Raw genomic sequence first — 17,163 nt, forward strand, 5'->3', positions numbered from 1 at the left:
ACTATCCCTTTTACATGATTGACAAGTTCTTTATGTTAGCATATACTTACAGCAAGATTTTTTATCAAAATATTATAAGGAGTCTGAAAAATGAAACTTGAAAGTTTGCATATATTTTTTAAAAAGATCGGTGAGTTTCAATTAAAATACCGTTGGCTTTTAATCATCTTATTGGCAGCTATAACTGTATTTGCCGCAATGGGCTTAAAAAAATTTAGAGCCACGTCAATGACCGAAGAAGTTTTTGTAAACATTACGGAGAATATGAAAAAAAATGAAGACAGATTTAAAGAGCTTTTCGGAAGCAATGACACCATAGTTTTGCTTATAGAATCCGATGATGTTTTTAAGCCTGAGGTTTTAAAAATGATTAAAGAAATCGGAAGCGAACTTTTGGAAAAAATTCCGTACGCCGATTCGGTTACTTCTATCACCGATATCGATATAAGCGTCGGAACGGAAGAAGGAATCGAGATAAAAAATCCCTTTAAAGACGGTATCCCTGAAGATCCTGCCGAACTTAAAAAAGCAAAGGATTTTATCCTATCCAGAAAATCCATCGTAAATAAACTTGTTTCAAGCGATGCAAAAGAAACCTGGCTTGTTCTTTCGCTTAAAGCAACCCCGAGTAGAGAAGAATGGATGAAAACTTCGGATAAGGAGCTTATGTATATCATGGGAGAAACCGCTATCGATATCGTAACAAATCCCAAATACAAAAGCTCTGCCTACACAATAAAACCTGCAGGTCTCCCCTACACTGAAACGGAAGAAAAGATTGTTATGAACGCAGACATAAAAAAATGCGTAAGCCTTAGTTTTATGTGTATGATAATTCTTCTCGTTATTTTTGCACGCTCGCTAAGAGGTACGATAGTACCTATCATAGCCACCACAGGTGCAATAGTTTCAGTTTTAGGTTTTATGGGGCATTTAAATATTGAAGGAAGTTCCGAAATGCTTTCCGTTCCAATAATTCTTGCAATGGCTCTTTCGGTAGGCTACTCAATTCACCTTGTAAATTCTTTTAGAAACAGCTTTTACGCAATAGGAAAACGTAAAGAAGCCGTTATCGATTCAATAGAAAATACGGGCTGGCCTTTATTTTTTACGGTTGTTACGACAGTTGCTTCCGTTTTATCGTTTTTAACGGTTGACCTCGAGCCGATGCATTGGATGGGGCTTGCAAGCGCCGCTATGGTTTTTGCGGTTTATGTCTATGTGAGCATCTTAATTCCTATTTTGATGAGTTTCGGAAAGGACTGTCCTCCTGAACAAAATAAGAGTGCAATAAGATATAAAAAGCTGGATTCTTTTTTTGAAAAGTTCGGAAGGTCCGTATTAAAAAAACGAAAACCGATTTTAATTGTTTTTGCACTTGTAACAGTCCTTTGTCTTCCCGGTATTTTTATGATAACCGTAAACATGGACAGCTTTAACTTTATGGGAACAAGAATTCCTTATGTAAAACGCATTTATGAAATTACACATTCTCAATTGGGAGCCTATTTTAACTACAATGTAATGTTGACATTTAAAGAAGCAGACGCAGTAAAAAAACCGGAGAATTTAAAAAAGCTGGAGGAGTTAAGCCGCCTCATATCAGGCTTTAAATTGACAAAGCTGAATAACGGAGTGCCGAAAATATTTTCAATTTTAGATGTTGTAAAAGACATGAATCAGACCATGCATGCCGACGATCCGAGCTTCTATACCATACCTGAAGATGAAGACCTCTTAACTCAACTTTTATTTTTATACGAAATATCGGGTGGAGAAACTTCCCACTGGGTTGATGACGAATTCAGAACTCTCCGTATGAACGTAGATGTTGCCGCCTTTGACGGAAATGAACTTGCCGCCAATTTGGAAAGCGTGTATAAAAAATGTGCGGAACTTTTCCCCGATGCCGAAACCTTTTTAACAGGAGCTGCAGCCCATGCCGCAGAGATGAATAACAAAATAGTATATGGGGAAATAAATTCTTTTTTTACATCTCTTGCAGCAATCGGTGTTTTAATGATGATTGTATTCGGAAGTATTAAAATGGGACTCATAGGTCTTATACCTAACATTATGCCCATTATTACGACAGGAGCAATTATGGGCTACTTCCATGTTCCTCTTGACATGGTAACAATGGCACTTATGCCAATGGTCCTCGGTATAGCGGTAGATGACACAATCCATTTTACCAACCATACAAAGTACCTATTTGAAAAAGAAGGATCTTATGATAAAGCAATTGTCGGTTCTTTTTATTCCATAGGAAAGACACTTGCCATGACTACGATAATTTTGTCGGTTACTTTTTTAATGTACATGGCGAGCAAAATAGATGCATTCCTGCGATTGGGAATCTTAGCGTCAGTAGGTCTCTTTTCGGCCCTCATTGCCGACTATCTGATGACGCCCGTATTGATTTATATTTCAAAGCCTTTCGGAAAAGAGAAAAAATAATTATGAACTACTTACACATGGAGTTATTATGGATATCTTAAAAAAACATATCGGCGCAATCATCGTTCCAGTGGTTTTCGCAATTATCGGTGTTGCCTGCGGCATTGTTCCATACTTTGCTGTTGCATCTATTGTAACACAGCTGATAAACGGTGTCACGGATTACCGCGTTTTCTTGCCTTATGCCGGACTTATCCTTGCCGGATTTGCAGGGGCGCTTATCGGGCATTCTATATCGACAATCGGTTCCCATAATCTTGCGTTCAGTGTCATCGAAGATACGCGGAAAAAGGTTGTGGAAAAACTGAGCCGCCTTTCAATGGGCACGATAGAAGAAAAAAGCAGCGGCAAGTGGTCTCAATTTGTGGTAGAAACGCTTGATAAGATGGAAAAACCGATTGCACATGTAATCCCTGAAGTATTGGCGAATGTGCTCATTCCGGTTGTCATTGTCGTTATCATTTTTATATTAAATTGGAAGATCGGTCTTGCAAACCTTGTAACACTGCCGCTCGGTATACTTTTTTCGATGCTGATGATGAAGGATTACGAAGCAAAGTCCAAGCGGTACATTGAAGCGTCAAAAAAAATGAATGCCGCTGCCGTCGAATATATTCAGGGCATCAAAGTTATCAAGGCTTTTAATAAGTCGGCTTCATCCTATGATAAATTTCAAAAAGCAGTGGAGGACAATCGGGACTCTATGCTCGACTGGTATTTAAGCGTATGTTTTGCCATGATAGCTGCGATGGAGGTTCTACCGTCTACGCTCCTTATCGTATTACCGGTAGGGCTTTACCTCTTTATGACCGGAGGGATTACAATTCCTACGCTGATTATGTGCATTTTGCTTTCGTATGCGTCGTACAAACCGCTTTTAAAAGCGATGGCCTATACGGATGCTATGGCAAATGTGCGTGTCGTATTCGGTGAAATAAAATCGGTGCTCGATTTACCGGAACTGATACGGCACGATACGGCTCCCGATCCGCAAGGCTTTGATGTGCGCTTTGAAAATGTGGTATTCGGCTACGGCGGAACACTGTGCGAAACGGACGGTGCAGCTGCCAAGAACGGTACAAAGGTGTTCGATGGATTGAACTTTACCGCCAAAGAGGGCCAGCTGACTGCGATTGTCGGTTCTTCCGGCAGCGGCAAGTCTACCATCGCAAAACTGCTGGCAGGCTTTTGGAATATCGATAGCGGACACATCAGCATCGGCGGTGCCGACATCGGCAGCATGAGTTTGGAACGGAACATGCAGCTGGTTACATATGTGTCGCAGGAGAATTTTTTATTCAACAAGAGCATTCGGGAAAATCTCAGGATGGCAAAAGAGAATGCAACGGACGAGGAAATCGAAACAGCCTGTACAAAAGCAAGCATCCACGACTTTATCAAAAGCCTGCCCAACGGGTATGACACTAATGCGGGAAACGCAGGCAGTAAGTTTTCAGGCGGTGAACGTCAGCGGCTTACCATTGCCCGTGCGCTGCTCAAGGATAGTCCCATTGTCGTACTCGATGAGGCCACCGCCTATTCCGATCCTGAAAACGAAGCCGTTATTCAACAGTCCATCGACAACCTCGTAAAGGATAAAACCGTCATTATGATTGCACACAGGCTTTCCACTATTGTCAATGCCGATAAAATCATCGTGCTGGATAAGGGCAGGATTGCCGCAGAGGGAACGCACACCGAACTGTTACAAGATTCGCCGCTCTATCAAAAAATGTGGCAGTCCCATATCAGCGGCAGGGATAACGGATAATTGGAGGAATGCTAAAATGTTTGATTTATTGAAAAAGATATACACGATTGCGGGAAAGCAATCAAAGCGCATAACAACGATGTTTATCTGCGACATGCTCAAAAGCATATTCGAAGGATTCACTCTCGGCGGACTCGGATATTTTTTGCTGACTCTGAGCCGTGCAGTGTTTCAGGCACAGCCGGTTACAAAAAACAACAGCATTACGGTGTTCTGTATTATGCTTATCGGCATAATAGGGAAGATTATCTTTGGGTATATTTCCGACCGGAATAAAAATATCGCATCGTATACGATGGGAGCTGAAAATCGGCTCGTCATCGGAGATAAGCTGAAAAACGTGCACATGGGATATTTTTCCGAAAGCAGACTCGGAGATATTTCCGGCGCATTAACAACGGTTATCACAGATGTTGAAACAATCGACATGATGATTCTCGAAATGATGTTTGCAGGAAGCATTCAAACGGTTATCATGGCACTGTTCGTATTCCCCTTTGATATGGTAACAGGCTGCATCATTTTTGTTACCCTTGCAGTAGCGATTGTATTCAATAATCTGTTCCAAAAAAAGACCGATGCGGTAACGGCAAAACTGACTGAGCTTAAGCTGCAACTGCGTACCGATATTTTGGAGTATGTGCAAGGAATCGGTGTGGTAAAGGCGTTCGGCAGAACAAGCGAAGCGCTCAAAAATGTGACAGAAAGTATTAAAAAAAGCAAAACAGGTTTCTTTGCCGTAGAAAAGACTCTGACTCCTTCATTGCTGGTTTTTTCTTTGCTGCTAAAATTAGGAACAACCGCAATTATCGTGAGCGCCTTATACCGCTATTCGATTGGGACTATAGATATTGAAAAAACGCTGATGCTGATTGTCGCGAGCTTTGTGGTATTCGGCGGTTTTGAAATAGCCGGTACAATGCAGAGAATGCGCGGTGTTGCGGTGCAGAACTTGGATACGCTCTTTAAGGTTAAAAATATTCAAGCCTTACCGGAAGGTTCGCTCCGGCCCCATGGAAATGACGATATTACCGTCAAGAATATCACCTTCGGATACGGTGGAAAAAAGAACACTGAGGAAAAGCTCTTCCGCAACTTGGATGTGTATATTCCGAAAAACAGCGTAACCGCATTGGTCGGCTATTCAGGTTCGGGGAAGACAAGCCTTTGCCAGCTGATTGCCCGTTTTTGGGATGTCGATGCAGGTGAAATAAGGCTCGGCGATACCAATATAAAAGATTTTGCATACGATACATTTTTATCGAACTTTACTTTTGTATTTCAGGATGTGTACCTCTTTGAAGACACGATAAAAAACAACATCAAATTCGGAAAACCGGATGCAAGCGATGAAGAAATTATCGCTGCGGCAAAAGCCGCTCAATGCCACGATTTTATCATGGAGCTGCCGGATGGTTATAATACCGTGCTGCAAGAAGGTGGAAGCAATCTTTCAGGCGGAGAGCGCCAGCGTATTTCCATTGCGAGGGCAATGCTCAAACCGAGCTCCATTGTTATCCTCGATGAAGCAACTTCAAGTGTAGACCCCGAAAACGAAGAGAAATTGATGAGTGCCCTCGATGAGCTTTTAAAAAACAAAACCGCAATCATCATTGCGCATAGACTTTCAACTATCAAAAACGCCGATCAAATATTTGTTATGGATAAAGGAAATATCGTACAGCACGGCAAACACTCCGAGCTCGTACAGCAGGACGGTATTTATGCTCACTTTGTCGGTATGCGCGAAAAAGCTGCATCGTGGCAGGTGTAGATAAAATATACAGAGGCAATAAGCCTGAGAGGATAATTCGGTTTAAAGTAGAGTGATTTCAATAATTAGCAATTATAAATTATTTGGAGGTTGATATGAAAAGGATAAAACATTTGATTGTGCTGACCGTGTTTGCGGCAGCAGCAGTGAGCTTTGCGTTTGCACAGGAATTGACGGGAAGAGAAATAATGCAAAAAGCAAGTAGCAGGGAAAAGGCCGTAACCGATTCTTTTAAGATGAGGATGACCCTTATAAACTCAAGCGGAAAAAAACGAGTGAGGGAAGTTTCAGCCTATTCAAAAGATTATGGAAAAGAAGAAAAAACAGTCATGGTGTTTTTACTTCCTGCAGATGTAAAAGGAGTCGGCTATCTTTCATACTCATATGATGATGAATCAAAAAGCGATGACCGCTGGCTTTATATGCCTGCATTAAAAAAAGCTAAGCGTATAAGCGGTTCATCAAGCCAAGACTACTTTATGGGAACGGATTTTACCTATGATGACATGAGCGGCCGCAAGGTGGACGATTATAAACATACTCTTTTAGGCGAAGAAAAAATCGATTCCAAGGACTGCTGGAAAATCGAATCCGTTCCGGTAAAAAAATCCATGTACTCAAAATATGTTTCATGGATAGACAAGGAATCCCTTTTAAACATAAAGGCGGAATTCTATGATGAGCAAGGATCTATTTTAAAGGTACTTACCGTCAGCGGTATCGAAAAAAAAGACGGTTTTTGGACAGGCAATAAAATGGAAATGAACAACTTGCAAAAAAAACATAAAACCTTAATTGAAATTTTAAAACATGAATTTAACAAAGAGATACCCGATTCTTATTTTAGAGTCAATTCTCTTGAGGAAGGGAAGATTAGGTAGAACTTTTGCAAATATGCGGGCATCTGCGTTGTCGCTTAACAAAAAACAGTCCTCGACGTACAATAAGTACGCCTGCGGGTGTTTTTTGTACGCTCCTAGCATCTACCTCGCCTATTTGCAAAAGGCTTCTTTTAAAAAGGATGTGTTAATATGGATATAATCAGGGCAATATTGGACGGCATAGCGATGGCGGCCATATTTAACGGTTCGGCGGCGGCTCTTGTAATAGCTAACCCAAGATATTTAATGGATTCATATCCTAAGGGGATTCAAAAAGCGGCACCTGAACCGATGAGTAAAAAAGAAAAACGGGTAAATAAAATACTTACGGTTATAGTAATGGGAGCGTGCTGGCTTTATGGAGTAAGCAGTACATTATATGGCGGAATTCATACATTTAGGCTACTATTTTGTACCGCATATATTCATTGGATTATCGTGAATTTCGGAGATTTTTTCTTGTTGGATTGTCTTTTATTCCAAAAGTGGACTAAGTTGATTGTCATTCCGGGAACAGAAGATAACCCAATCTATCAAACAAAAAATTGGATGAAGGTTATAGGAATACCGGAGCATTTTTTGTTGTGGCCGTTTATAATAGTGCCGTTTTTTTCTCTGGTTCAAACAGGCATTGTAATGCTAATACAATTTCTGTTTTCCTTCTAAGGCTTAAATAAAAGTATACAGCAGAAAACGATTTCTTACGGTAAGCTGTATCGAAAAAACTTTTTGCAAAAAGTTTTTATGGGAGGTATAAAGATATGAAAACAATACGAAAATACAGACAAGCGTTCTTGTTAAGTACTACATTCTGTATGTTATTTTTTGCATTAACATTTCCATGCGGTGCGCAGGAAGCAGGAGGAACATTATCCGAATATCAAGCAGCCGATAATTCAGATGATGAAAAATTTACTGACGATTCGGAAGATGACAGCGCAAAACCGGTATTTACGGTGGGCGGAAAACTGGAAACAGCCCACGGTCTTAGATGGAACAAAGGAGCCGAGTACAGTCTGTCCCGTTCTATTGCTCAAATAAAAGGAGAAGTCCTTGCAGGTTCGACCTATGCCTTTCTTTCAGCCTCGGCAGAATACAATTACCGCAACCCCGCACGCACGGGCTTTAAACTTAATGAAGCCTATTTCCGCTATTCGGGTGAGATTTGGGATTTAAGTTTCGGAAGACAGCTCATCAACTGGGGACAGGCAGACGGCTTTTCCCTTACCAATGTGCTGAGTGCAAAAGATTCTTCCGCCTTTTTAGCTCTTTCTTCCGATGATACAAAACTCGCGTCGGACAGTATCCGCTTAAGATTTTTTCACGATATTTTTACATTTGAAGCGGTCGCCGTTCCGTTTTTTACACCCAACAAACTGCCGCGTTTCGGCTTTGAAGACGGTGCAAAGAGCGACCTATACTATATCGATACGCCGGACACTTACGATACCAAGACACCTCTCGGCTCAATTCCAATTAAGTACACGAAGACTGAAACAAAGCCAAAGATGTTTACCGACACGGAAGCTGCCGCCCGCTTCTCCTTCTTTTTACCCGGCATAGATTTTTCGGTTTCAGGTTTTTACGGCTGGGATAAAAACCCTGAGTTTATCAAACAAGGAGAATGGGAAGGGAAATTAGCTAATCCTTCACAGCCTTTTCATCCTATAGTTAATAAGTTCATCCCTGCAAATAAAAAAGCCGAGATTACGCTAAACACTTGTTATAACCGTATATCGATGGTTGGTATCGATGCGGCAATCCCCGCAGGTGATGTAACAGTACGCTTAGAAGCTGCTTGGATGGGAAACCGTAAGTTTGAACCAAAACAAGAAAATTTAATAAAAGGCATTACATTTACAGAGAACGCGATGCATCTACAGTTTAATTCAGCAATTAAAAAACACCAGCTATTGGCGCTCGCAGGACTTGACTGGATTAAGAATTCTTGGACGCTCAGCGCACAATATTTTGAAGACCTCATCCTCGATCATAAGGATGATATAGAAAGACCGATGCACAGGGGTTTTGTCAGCCTCAATATAAGCAAAACGTTTTTGCGGGACACGCTCAAAGTTTCGACAAGCGGAGCAGTCGATATAAACTACGGCAGCACATCAAGCACTTATTCGGTTGACTATTCCCTTACCGACAACATGCATGTAATTTTAGGAGGAGACCTTTACACCAAAGGTTATGACGGTAAAGGAGACTTTGCACAATTAAACAAGATAAGTTCTATATGGGTTAAGGGACGATTTAACTGGTAATATTTCTTTTGAAAATATGCGGGCATCTCCTGCGTCGCACGGCAAAAAACTGTCCTCGACGTATACCCGATACGCCTGCGGTACTTTTTTGCCTAACTCCTTGTATCTGCTCCACCTATTTTCAAAAGTCCTGTCAGTGGGGATTTCAGATAGTGATAGCTTTTTGCCTAAGCAGCTTTGAGCGGCGGACTGCTCAATTTTGTTTTTTAGCATTATGAAGAAAACAAAATTGAGCACCGCGCTTGCTTCGAAGCTGCGCCTATAGGCTTGCGGCACCAATACCACTCCAATCTTTTTGCTGCTCGGAGCTTTTTCAGGCAGTATTTTTATGCAAGCGTTTACGCTGCCGCTCCAAAAACCGCATTTGCTTAAACACACCGCAAAAAGAATTTGGCTGGAAGTTCGGCTTTGCCTCACTGCATGTAACACTTCAATCGCTGTCCGAGAAGTGAGATGGTTAGGCTGTACACGACAATAACTAATCTCCATTTTTGATATATATGACCTCATCTTTAGTAATAATTTTATAATTAATATCATACTTTCCTATTTTTTTATTTTTTTTAATAAAATCAATTGTATATTCTTTATATGAACCCCAGGAAGCACTAGAAAACGGTATTTCGATCAGAAGCTCAATATCATTATTATTTATATCTCCTATTTTTAATGGAAATTCTCCATACCGGCATTTGTCTATCAATATATAAAAATTATTATAAATATATAAAATTTTATTTCCTGAGCCATAATATAAAAGAGGTTCTTGGTAAGACAGTACAAGAATATTTTTATTATGATTAAATAAGACTACCTGTCTTGCAGAATCAAAAATATTTTTTGTATATATACAATATGCTATAAATATAAAAAATAAAAGTACACTTATAATAAATAAAAAAATATTCTTCTTCATTACTCACCTCTTTTCATTTTGACTTTAGGATAATACTATATCCATATAAACTTCGCGTATACCGATATTTATTTTCTCCATACATAGGAACCTGACCAAAAACGTTATACAGCCCCCCAAATACCCTTAGCATATAATGCCACAGCACCTTTTTGAAAATCGTCAAATTCTATACTAAAAAAGCAGCATTCATTCCTGCTAAAATATTACTAGTGTCTCGTAATGTTACATCATTAATCACGTTTTTAACTAGGCCATCTTGGTCTATCCATGTAGATCTACCATCAGGGATCCACATACTTCACCGGATTATAGAGTTTGAAACTGCACTAGCTGTATCTTACCCTTAATAATTTTGAAGCTTTCTTATAATTTTTATTATTGCACAAAATATACAAATAAGCAAGTATCGGCATCTCAGTTTTCAGGGCTCCGCTGCAGCTTGAAATAGTTAGGTTGTGAATAAAAGTAAAGTTTTGGTTTCATATTCTAAACCAATCTGATAGAAATTCAAGTTTAATTAAACACATAAAATTTTTAAAATCCACTCAATAAAGTTCTAGTAAACATTAGTATACCTGCTATAAATATAAGGGATAAAACGAATAATTTCACAAAAAACCAAGTCGACTTTTTTCCCAGATAATAAGCATATCTCCAGTCTAAGTAAACTTTTGGAAGCATACAGCCTATACCAAGAGTTTCGATAAAAATAGTATATAAAAAAACATCTTCTTTGCCTATTTTTACTATCATAGGTGAAACACAAAGAAGAACACAACCAATGTAAAAAAAGACATCTGTTATTTTCATATTCATGTATTTTTTTTCTTTGTTTAAGTTAATGACATATCCCATATATATAATTAAAAGAATTGTATATATGTAATTATATATATAAAACCTTTTTAAAAATATTAAAATAACTTCTTTCACGCGTATTAACTTAATTGCAATATAATATTCAGCACCTGAAATCGTTTGTGCTAATTGTGAATTGTACCAGCCTCTTTCAGTGATCTCAGTGGGAACTGAATCTATAACAACTGCTTCTTTCTTCAATGGTACAAAACTTATCGAGTTTTTTGGCTTATTAAAATACGAATCTATCCACAAAAAAAGTATAATATTCATTATGACATAAATAGTTATAATAAAAATAATTTTTATTTTTTGCTTTCGAGTAAAATCTTTTATTTTATTTATATAAGTATATAGTAAAAAAACAAAAAAAGTAAAATTAGGGATAAAAAACACTATTAAAGTTGCCATAAGAATTTTTCTTACTTTTTTCATATTCAAACCAAATTCAAATTCTGAACCATTAATACTTAAAGTATAATTTTTATCATACTTTCCAAGCATTTGAAGAACAGGCTCTATTTTCAATATGGATATATCACTGTCATTTACAGGAATATATAACTTACCTGAGTATCCTGGTAAAATACGTAAAAACACTATAAGCATAATAACAAAATTAAACACTAAATAAACTGTAATTAAAAAAATATATTTTTTTCTCTCTTTAAATTTTTCATAGATCATATTATTCCAACCTCTCTACTTTTATTGGCAGCCCACCATATATATAGCAATATTATACCATAATTATTTACTTAGGTATATACTTAAAATTACAGCAACTAAAACCCCGGTAAGCATAACAACAAAATTTTTCCAACCATCCATAATTTTCTCTCCTATATGCGGTACAACATATTCCATTAATTATTATAACAGTTTTTGACTCATATATCCATAAAAAAAATAAGTTTTTGCCGATATATAAGGAATAAAGAGACCTCGAAAAACTTCAGCTTTTTTAGGTCTTTCTTGATTTTAATTTGCCTAAAAGCTAATTTAAGTAACACTTTACCTATAAAAATGTTTTACTGGGCAGTTATATTTGCTTTTAAAGGAGCTCAATATGATTTTTTTTAAATTCGGTTTAAAAGCGAAAGTTTTTTTTGTTTTATGCTTTTTTATGATAGGATCGGCGGTTTTTGCCTATGATCCCATGCCCGGAGGGGAAGAAAAGCCGGCGCTGCAATCCCCCTCGGTTGCCGGAGGACAGGCCTCTGTTACAGGCGGCCCTTTCGGGGACACGGTGCCGGGCAGCCTTGCCGTAAACCCTGCTTTAGGCGGGGCCGAACAAAGGCCTATTCTCGATGTTTCCTACTTTTTACTTGCAGGCCTTAGCGAAGAAAAAGGCTTGGGGCATGCAGCCAATGCAGGAGTCCTCTACCCCTTTAGATGGGGAAACCTTGCAGGAAGCCTTCACTTTTTAAATTCGGAATTTGATTCCTTAAAACTTGGAACAATGGGAGGCTTACGCTTTTCATATTCAAAGGATTTAACCGATAAACTTTTAGTAGGAGCCGGAGCCTATGCCGACTTTGGAAAGGACTGGGGACTCGGGCTCGATATCGGGGCTCTTTATATGTTCGGAGACCTCGGATTTTTAAAGAACTCTAAGCTGGGCGTTTCGATAACGGGACTAGGCAAAACCTATAACCCAAAGTCAACAGGCATAAAGGGCGGTTCTTCAAGCGGCAGCCCTGCAATACTCACTCCGAGGGTAGGCTTTGCTTCAACCTTGGTAGATATTGACGGCTTCCAACTCGGAATGCACGCAGACCTCTCGGCTCCCTTTTTCCAAAATCTTATTTTTAATACGGGACTTCACATGCTCATGGCAGATATGATATCCTTTAAAACAGGCTTTGCCATCAACACGGTCGAAGCAATTCATAAAAAACAGACATTTATCCCCTCCTTCAACATAGGAGTAAATATAAAGATTAAATCTAAAGGATCAAACGATTCATTTTTAAAGAAAAACGGCTGGGAAGAAAACGAAATCCGTCCCGAGTTTGCAGCAAAACCATTCCATAACGGAATTTGGGCATTCGGCGGAGGCGTAAATGTTCACTTCGGTTTAAAAGACAACGAAGGGCCTAAAATCCAAGCCGGAATGCCCGAAAACGGTACGCTGTACTTTTCTCCCAATAATGACGGAGAAAACGATGCAATGGAAATCCCCTTAAAAATTACCGACAAAAGATATATAACGGCTTGGAGCTGCGAAATAAAGGATGAAAAAGGAAACACTGTCCGCACAATTTCTAACAAAACTCCTTTACGCGAAATGAAAGACGCAGCCTCATTTTTTAAACTCTTAGGAAAATCCAAAGAAGGAGTTGAAGTGCCCGATACCCTCCGCTGGGATGGACGCACCGATTCGGGAGAAATAGCCCCCGACGGAAAATACGGCTTTATAATAAGAGCCGAAGACGACAACAAAAATAAATCGGAATCTCAAGTTTACACAGCCTATGTGGATAAAACTCCTCCCGCTCTTACATTTAATAAACCTCAAAACCAAGAAGCCCTCATCTTCAGTCCTGACGGGGACGGAAACAAAGACGTCTTTGTTTTCGACAACACGGGTTCAAATGAAGACCTTTGGACGGCAAGCATAAGCGATGCCCAAGGCAAGGCCGTAAAAAAAATAGAGGTTAAAAATAATGAACTTTCTCCTTTAAGCTGGGACGGAAAAGACGATTCTGGTATTTTTGTACCTGACGGAGTTTACAGCTATAAAATCGAGTCTATCGACAGGGCAAAAAATAAAACAGTATCAAGCCTTTCAAACATCATTGTAGATACCTACAAGCCCTCGATCAACATAAATATAGATAAAAACGCCTTTTCACCGATCAACAGCTCAAACAATAAGATAAACTTTATTCCTTCAATTCCGATTACCAAGGGGCTTGAAGAATGGAAGATTGAAGTAAAAAATCAAACAGGTGCAACCGTAAAAACATATACGGGAAGCCCATCAAAGATAGAAACCAAAAGTTTTGACGGAAAGGACGAAGCAGGAAAGCTCTTGCCTGAGGGTACATACAAGGCCTTTATTTCCGCAAGGTATATAAACGGACATAAGCCTTCAACTCAAACGCCCTCTTTTAACTTGGACATTACACCGCCCAAGGCTGAAGCAAGTACGAACCAAAAACTATTTTCTCCCGACGGCGACGGAGAACTGGACAGCATTATCTTTACTCACAAGGAAGAAAAACCCGGCAGATGGACGGCGGAAATCTATAAGGCCTCAAGCGGAAATACAATCAGCGGAACACCTATTTTTACAAGCAGCCTTGGGGACAAGCTGCCGCCTCAATTTGAATGGAACGGAAGAAAGTCCGACGGCAGTTTTGCCGAAGACGGTAAGTACATCTATGTATTAAGGGGAATTGATGAGGCTCAAAACGAAGCTCTCTCGAATACCGTGCTTGTAGAGCTCAATACCGAAAAAGCGGATATCATTCTCCAATCAAATTATACGGCCTTTTCTCCCAATAATGACGGGGTAAAGGACAGCATGGAATTCTATCCTGTAGTAAAATCAAAAACGGCTGTCAGCTCATTTACTCTTAACATTAAGGACTCAAAGGGCAAGCTTGTTAAGGCCTACAAGGGCAATACTCCTCCAAAGAAAATAACTTGGGATGGAGAACTTGATAAAATTTCATCTTCAGAAAAAAATGGAACGGCTCCTGACGGCGTTCCTGACGGAATATACTCTGCAGAATTTGAAGTAGAGCTTGCAAACAAAAACAAGGCAAAATCCGTTATTTCATCGATAACGATAGACACCGTTTATCCTGAAATTCAAATTTCCGCTCCATATCTGGCCTTTTCTCCTGTTGAAGGAAACAACAAGCCGAACCTTCCCATAGATCAAATATCTTCTTCCGAAAAAGAATGGGTGGGACGCTTTGTCGATTCCAAAAACAAAACGGTAAAAACCTTAAAATGGAAAGATAAGGCCGATAAGTTTATCTGGGCAGCAGATGACGATACGGGCAATAAGGCCTCTGATGAAAAATATACCTATGTCGTAGAGGCTGAAGACGAAGCAGGAAACAAAACCGTCCAAAAACTTGAAGGCATAATCGTAGACCGCCGTCAAGCCAAGGGCTATATAACCACCGAACACAAGGTATTTTCTCCTACAGGTAACGGAATAAAGGATGTTCAAAATATTTCGGTGCTTACAAACATTGATGCCGAAATAGACAACTGGAATATTCAGATTTCGGATGTGGAAAGCGGCAAGGTTTTTGCCGAATGGACTTCCAAAAAGGACGGAAATCTGCCTAAAAAACTTGTATGGGACGGCAAGAGCGGAAACTCAAAGGCTCCCGACGGCAGGTATATGGCAACTATGTACATCGAGTATAAAAAAGGCGATATAGTAACGGCTTTTACGGAAGATTTCATCCTTTCAACTCAGGCGCCTAAGATCGGCGTAAGCACAAAGCCTAAATATTTCAGCCCCGATAATGACGGAACCGATGATGACCTCTACATAAGCCTAAAAGCCGATTCAAAGGCCGGCATCGACAACTGGAAGTTTGAAATCACCGAACCGGAAGAAAACGGCGGAAAGCTTTTCTGGAAAACCGGCGGAAAAGAAAAAATAACTAATGAACTTATCTGGGACGGCCGCTCTCTTTCAGGAGAAACGGTACAGTCGGCAACGGATTATCCTTTTACCTTTACGGTCACCGACAAGGTAGGCCTCACCTCGGTTTACAGGGGCTACATCCCGGTAGATATTCTTGTCATCAGGGACGGGGATAAACTTAAAATAGCCGTACCTTCGATTATTTTTAGGGCAAATGCAGCAGACTTTAATGGGTTAGATCAGCCCATAGTCGATAAGAACAATAACATCTTAAAGCGTATAGCCGTTATCCTAAATAAATTCCCGGAATATCAGGTTCAGGTAGAAGGACATGCCAATACTACGACAGGTACCGAAAAAGAAGAAACAACAGCCCTCCTCCCCTTATCAAAACAAAGGGCAGAGGCAGTCCGCCAATTCCTTATAAAGGAAGGCGTTAGAAGTACGCGTCTTTCTTCGGTCGGAATGGGAAGCTCCAAGCCCGTTGCCTCCTTTAACGACAGGGACAATTGGTGGAAAAACCGCCGAGTAGAATTTATTTTGATTAAGCAGTAAAACAATAAGGCTGTTCCCCATACGGAATCCCACAAGGGGCTCCCATAAGGGCGGACAGCCTTTTTTAGTGCAAAAATTTTTTAAAAAAACTACACTATTTTACCAAAAAACAAGAACAGCAGTTTTGATAAATTTGTTCCGCCAAAGCTTCCATGGATTTATCTAAAATTTCGGAAACGGCGGCATAGGTGTATTCTATTAAAAGAGGAGTATTTATCTTTCCTCTAAAAGGAACGGGGGCTAAATAGGGGGCATCCGTTTCAAGCAGGAGCTTATCGGCAGGCACAGCTCTCACAAGCTCTGCGATCCTATCCTTATCGGCCTGCTTTTTAGCATAGGTTATGTTTCCGGGAAAGGAAATATACCAGCCCCTTTCCAAAAAGGAATATGCCTCTTTAAGCCCGTAAGAATAGCAGTGGATTATCCCCTTGTGATAGCCTACCTCATCAATACATTTTAGGGTATCTTCATAAGCATCCCTTGAATGAACGATTACGGAAAGATTTTTTTCTTTTGCAATTTTTAACTGCTCTTTAAAAAGAATCTCCTCCCCTTCTATATCGCTTGTGCCTTTTTCTTCGGAATTTAAATCCCCGCCCCTTTTTTCGGCAGCAGGGCCGTTCCAATAACGGTCAAGCCCGCATTCCCCAAGGCCGCAATAACAGGGCTTACCCGGATTAGTCTTTTCCGCTTCGGCTTTTTGTAAAAAAAGAGTATCGATATCGGTTTTTAGGGCAGCAAGAGCCTTTTCGGGCTCGGCAATGCTTTCGGCATGGGGCCAAAGACCCGCCGCAAAATGCATAAAATCGGGCAAGGCTAAAAGTCCTGGCTTTTGACCTTCCATTTTTTCTTCAAAAACATCCGAAATAAATTTTTGTCTTTCTTTTAAATCTCCGGGTTGAGTACCTATATCCATGGCAAACCTGAATTTACGTTCCATCATTGTATGTAAAAATGAAGCATCGCCTTCATTTCGTTTAAAAATCATAAAAAAATGTGCATGAGAATCGGAAAACATCTTGACCACCTTTAAAATTTATGATAGTATACCACA

Annotated in this window: 10 protein-coding genes; 7 read left to right on the forward strand and 3 right to left on the reverse strand. The window is 39.8% G+C overall.

All coding sequences use genetic code 11. From position 1 onward, the window contains the following. Window positions 1-90 precede the first annotated feature (90 nt). The 6 genes from HGJ18_RS06760 to HGJ18_RS06785 all read left to right on the forward strand — a co-directional run bounded on the left by HGJ18_RS06760 (window position 91) and on the right by HGJ18_RS06785 (window position 9,156). A complete protein-coding gene (locus HGJ18_RS06760) occupies window positions 91-2,460 on the forward strand; it encodes an efflux RND transporter permease subunit (protein ID WP_253695260.1) in 2,370 nt (789 codons plus the stop codon). A 28-nt stretch (window positions 2,461-2,488) separates the two neighbouring features. Next, a complete protein-coding gene (locus HGJ18_RS06765) occupies window positions 2,489-4,231 on the forward strand; it encodes an ABC transporter ATP-binding protein (protein WP_253695261.1) in 1,743 nt (580 codons plus the stop codon). Between the two features lie 16 nt (window positions 4,232-4,247). Then, window positions 4,248-6,005, forward strand: a complete 1,758-nt coding sequence (locus HGJ18_RS06770) for an ABC transporter ATP-binding protein (RefSeq protein ID WP_253695262.1) — start codon at window positions 4,248-4,250, stop codon at window positions 6,003-6,005. Between the two features lie 95 nt (window positions 6,006-6,100). Then, window positions 6,101-6,886, forward strand: a complete 786-nt coding sequence (locus HGJ18_RS06775) for an outer membrane lipoprotein-sorting protein (protein ID WP_253695263.1) — start codon at window positions 6,101-6,103, stop codon at window positions 6,884-6,886. A gap of 150 nt (window positions 6,887-7,036) precedes the next feature. After that, on the forward strand, window positions 7,037-7,552 hold the full coding sequence (locus HGJ18_RS06780) for a hypothetical protein (RefSeq protein ID WP_253695264.1): 516 nt from the start codon (window positions 7,037-7,039) through the stop codon (window positions 7,550-7,552). Window positions 7,553-7,647: 95 nt separating this feature from the next. Further along, window positions 7,648-9,156, forward strand: coding sequence for a capsule assembly Wzi family protein (locus HGJ18_RS06785; protein WP_253695265.1), 1,509 nt, complete (start codon window positions 7,648-7,650; stop codon window positions 9,154-9,156). Window positions 9,157-9,634: 478 nt separating this feature from the next. On the opposite strand, the gene HGJ18_RS06790 is transcribed toward HGJ18_RS06785, so the two are convergent. Then, window positions 9,635-10,072 (reverse strand): hypothetical protein, encoded by a 438-nt coding sequence (locus HGJ18_RS06790; RefSeq protein WP_002675458.1) that lies wholly within the window; start codon window positions 10,070-10,072, stop codon window positions 9,635-9,637. 537 nt (window positions 10,073-10,609) lie between these two features. After that, window positions 10,610-11,620: a hypothetical protein gene (locus tag HGJ18_RS06795; RefSeq protein WP_253695266.1), complete on the reverse strand. Its 1,011-nt coding sequence runs from the start codon at window positions 11,618-11,620 to the stop codon at window positions 10,610-10,612. Between the two features lie 382 nt (window positions 11,621-12,002). On the opposite strand from HGJ18_RS06795, the gene HGJ18_RS06800 reads away from it, so the two are divergent. Then, window positions 12,003-16,109 (forward strand): FlgD immunoglobulin-like domain containing protein, encoded by a 4,107-nt coding sequence (locus tag HGJ18_RS06800; RefSeq protein ID WP_253695267.1) that lies wholly within the window; start codon window positions 12,003-12,005, stop codon window positions 16,107-16,109. Window positions 16,110-16,203: 94 nt separating this feature from the next. Here HGJ18_RS06800 and HGJ18_RS06805 read toward each other — a convergent pair whose 3' ends face one another. Then, window positions 16,204-17,127: a TatD family hydrolase gene (locus HGJ18_RS06805; RefSeq protein WP_253695268.1), complete on the reverse strand. Its 924-nt coding sequence runs from the start codon at window positions 17,125-17,127 to the stop codon at window positions 16,204-16,206. Window positions 17,128-17,163: the final 36 nt, after the last annotated feature.

Source organism: Treponema denticola, assembly GCF_024181405.1.
GTDB classification, from domain to species: Bacteria; Spirochaetota; Spirochaetia; order Treponematales; family Treponemataceae; genus Treponema_B; species Treponema_B denticola_D.

What these genes read in the sequence shown, in the direction of transcription:
- HGJ18_RS06805 (WP_253695268.1), bottom strand. Translation starts at nt 17,127, where the DNA reads ATGTTTTCCGATTCTCATGCACATTTTTTTATGATTTTTAAACGAAAT.
- HGJ18_RS06780 (WP_253695264.1), top strand. Translation starts at nt 7,037, where the DNA reads ATGGATATAATCAGGGCAATATTGGACGGCATAGCGATGGCGGCCATA.
- HGJ18_RS06765 (WP_253695261.1), top strand. Translation starts at nt 2,489, where the DNA reads ATGGATATCTTAAAAAAACATATCGGCGCAATCATCGTTCCAGTGGTT.
- HGJ18_RS06775 (WP_253695263.1), top strand. Translation starts at nt 6,101, where the DNA reads ATGAAAAGGATAAAACATTTGATTGTGCTGACCGTGTTTGCGGCAGCA.
- HGJ18_RS06770 (WP_253695262.1), top strand. Translation starts at nt 4,248, where the DNA reads ATGTTTGATTTATTGAAAAAGATATACACGATTGCGGGAAAGCAATCA.
- HGJ18_RS06795 (WP_253695266.1), bottom strand. Translation starts at nt 11,620, where the DNA reads ATGATCTATGAAAAATTTAAAGAGAGAAAAAAATATATTTTTTTAATT.
- HGJ18_RS06785 (WP_253695265.1), top strand. Translation starts at nt 7,648, where the DNA reads ATGAAAACAATACGAAAATACAGACAAGCGTTCTTGTTAAGTACTACA.
- HGJ18_RS06790 (WP_002675458.1), bottom strand. Translation starts at nt 10,072, where the DNA reads ATGAAGAAGAATATTTTTTTATTTATTATAAGTGTACTTTTATTTTTT.
- HGJ18_RS06760 (WP_253695260.1), top strand. Translation starts at nt 91, where the DNA reads ATGAAACTTGAAAGTTTGCATATATTTTTTAAAAAGATCGGTGAGTTT.
- HGJ18_RS06800 (WP_253695267.1), top strand. Translation starts at nt 12,003, where the DNA reads ATGATTTTTTTTAAATTCGGTTTAAAAGCGAAAGTTTTTTTTGTTTTA.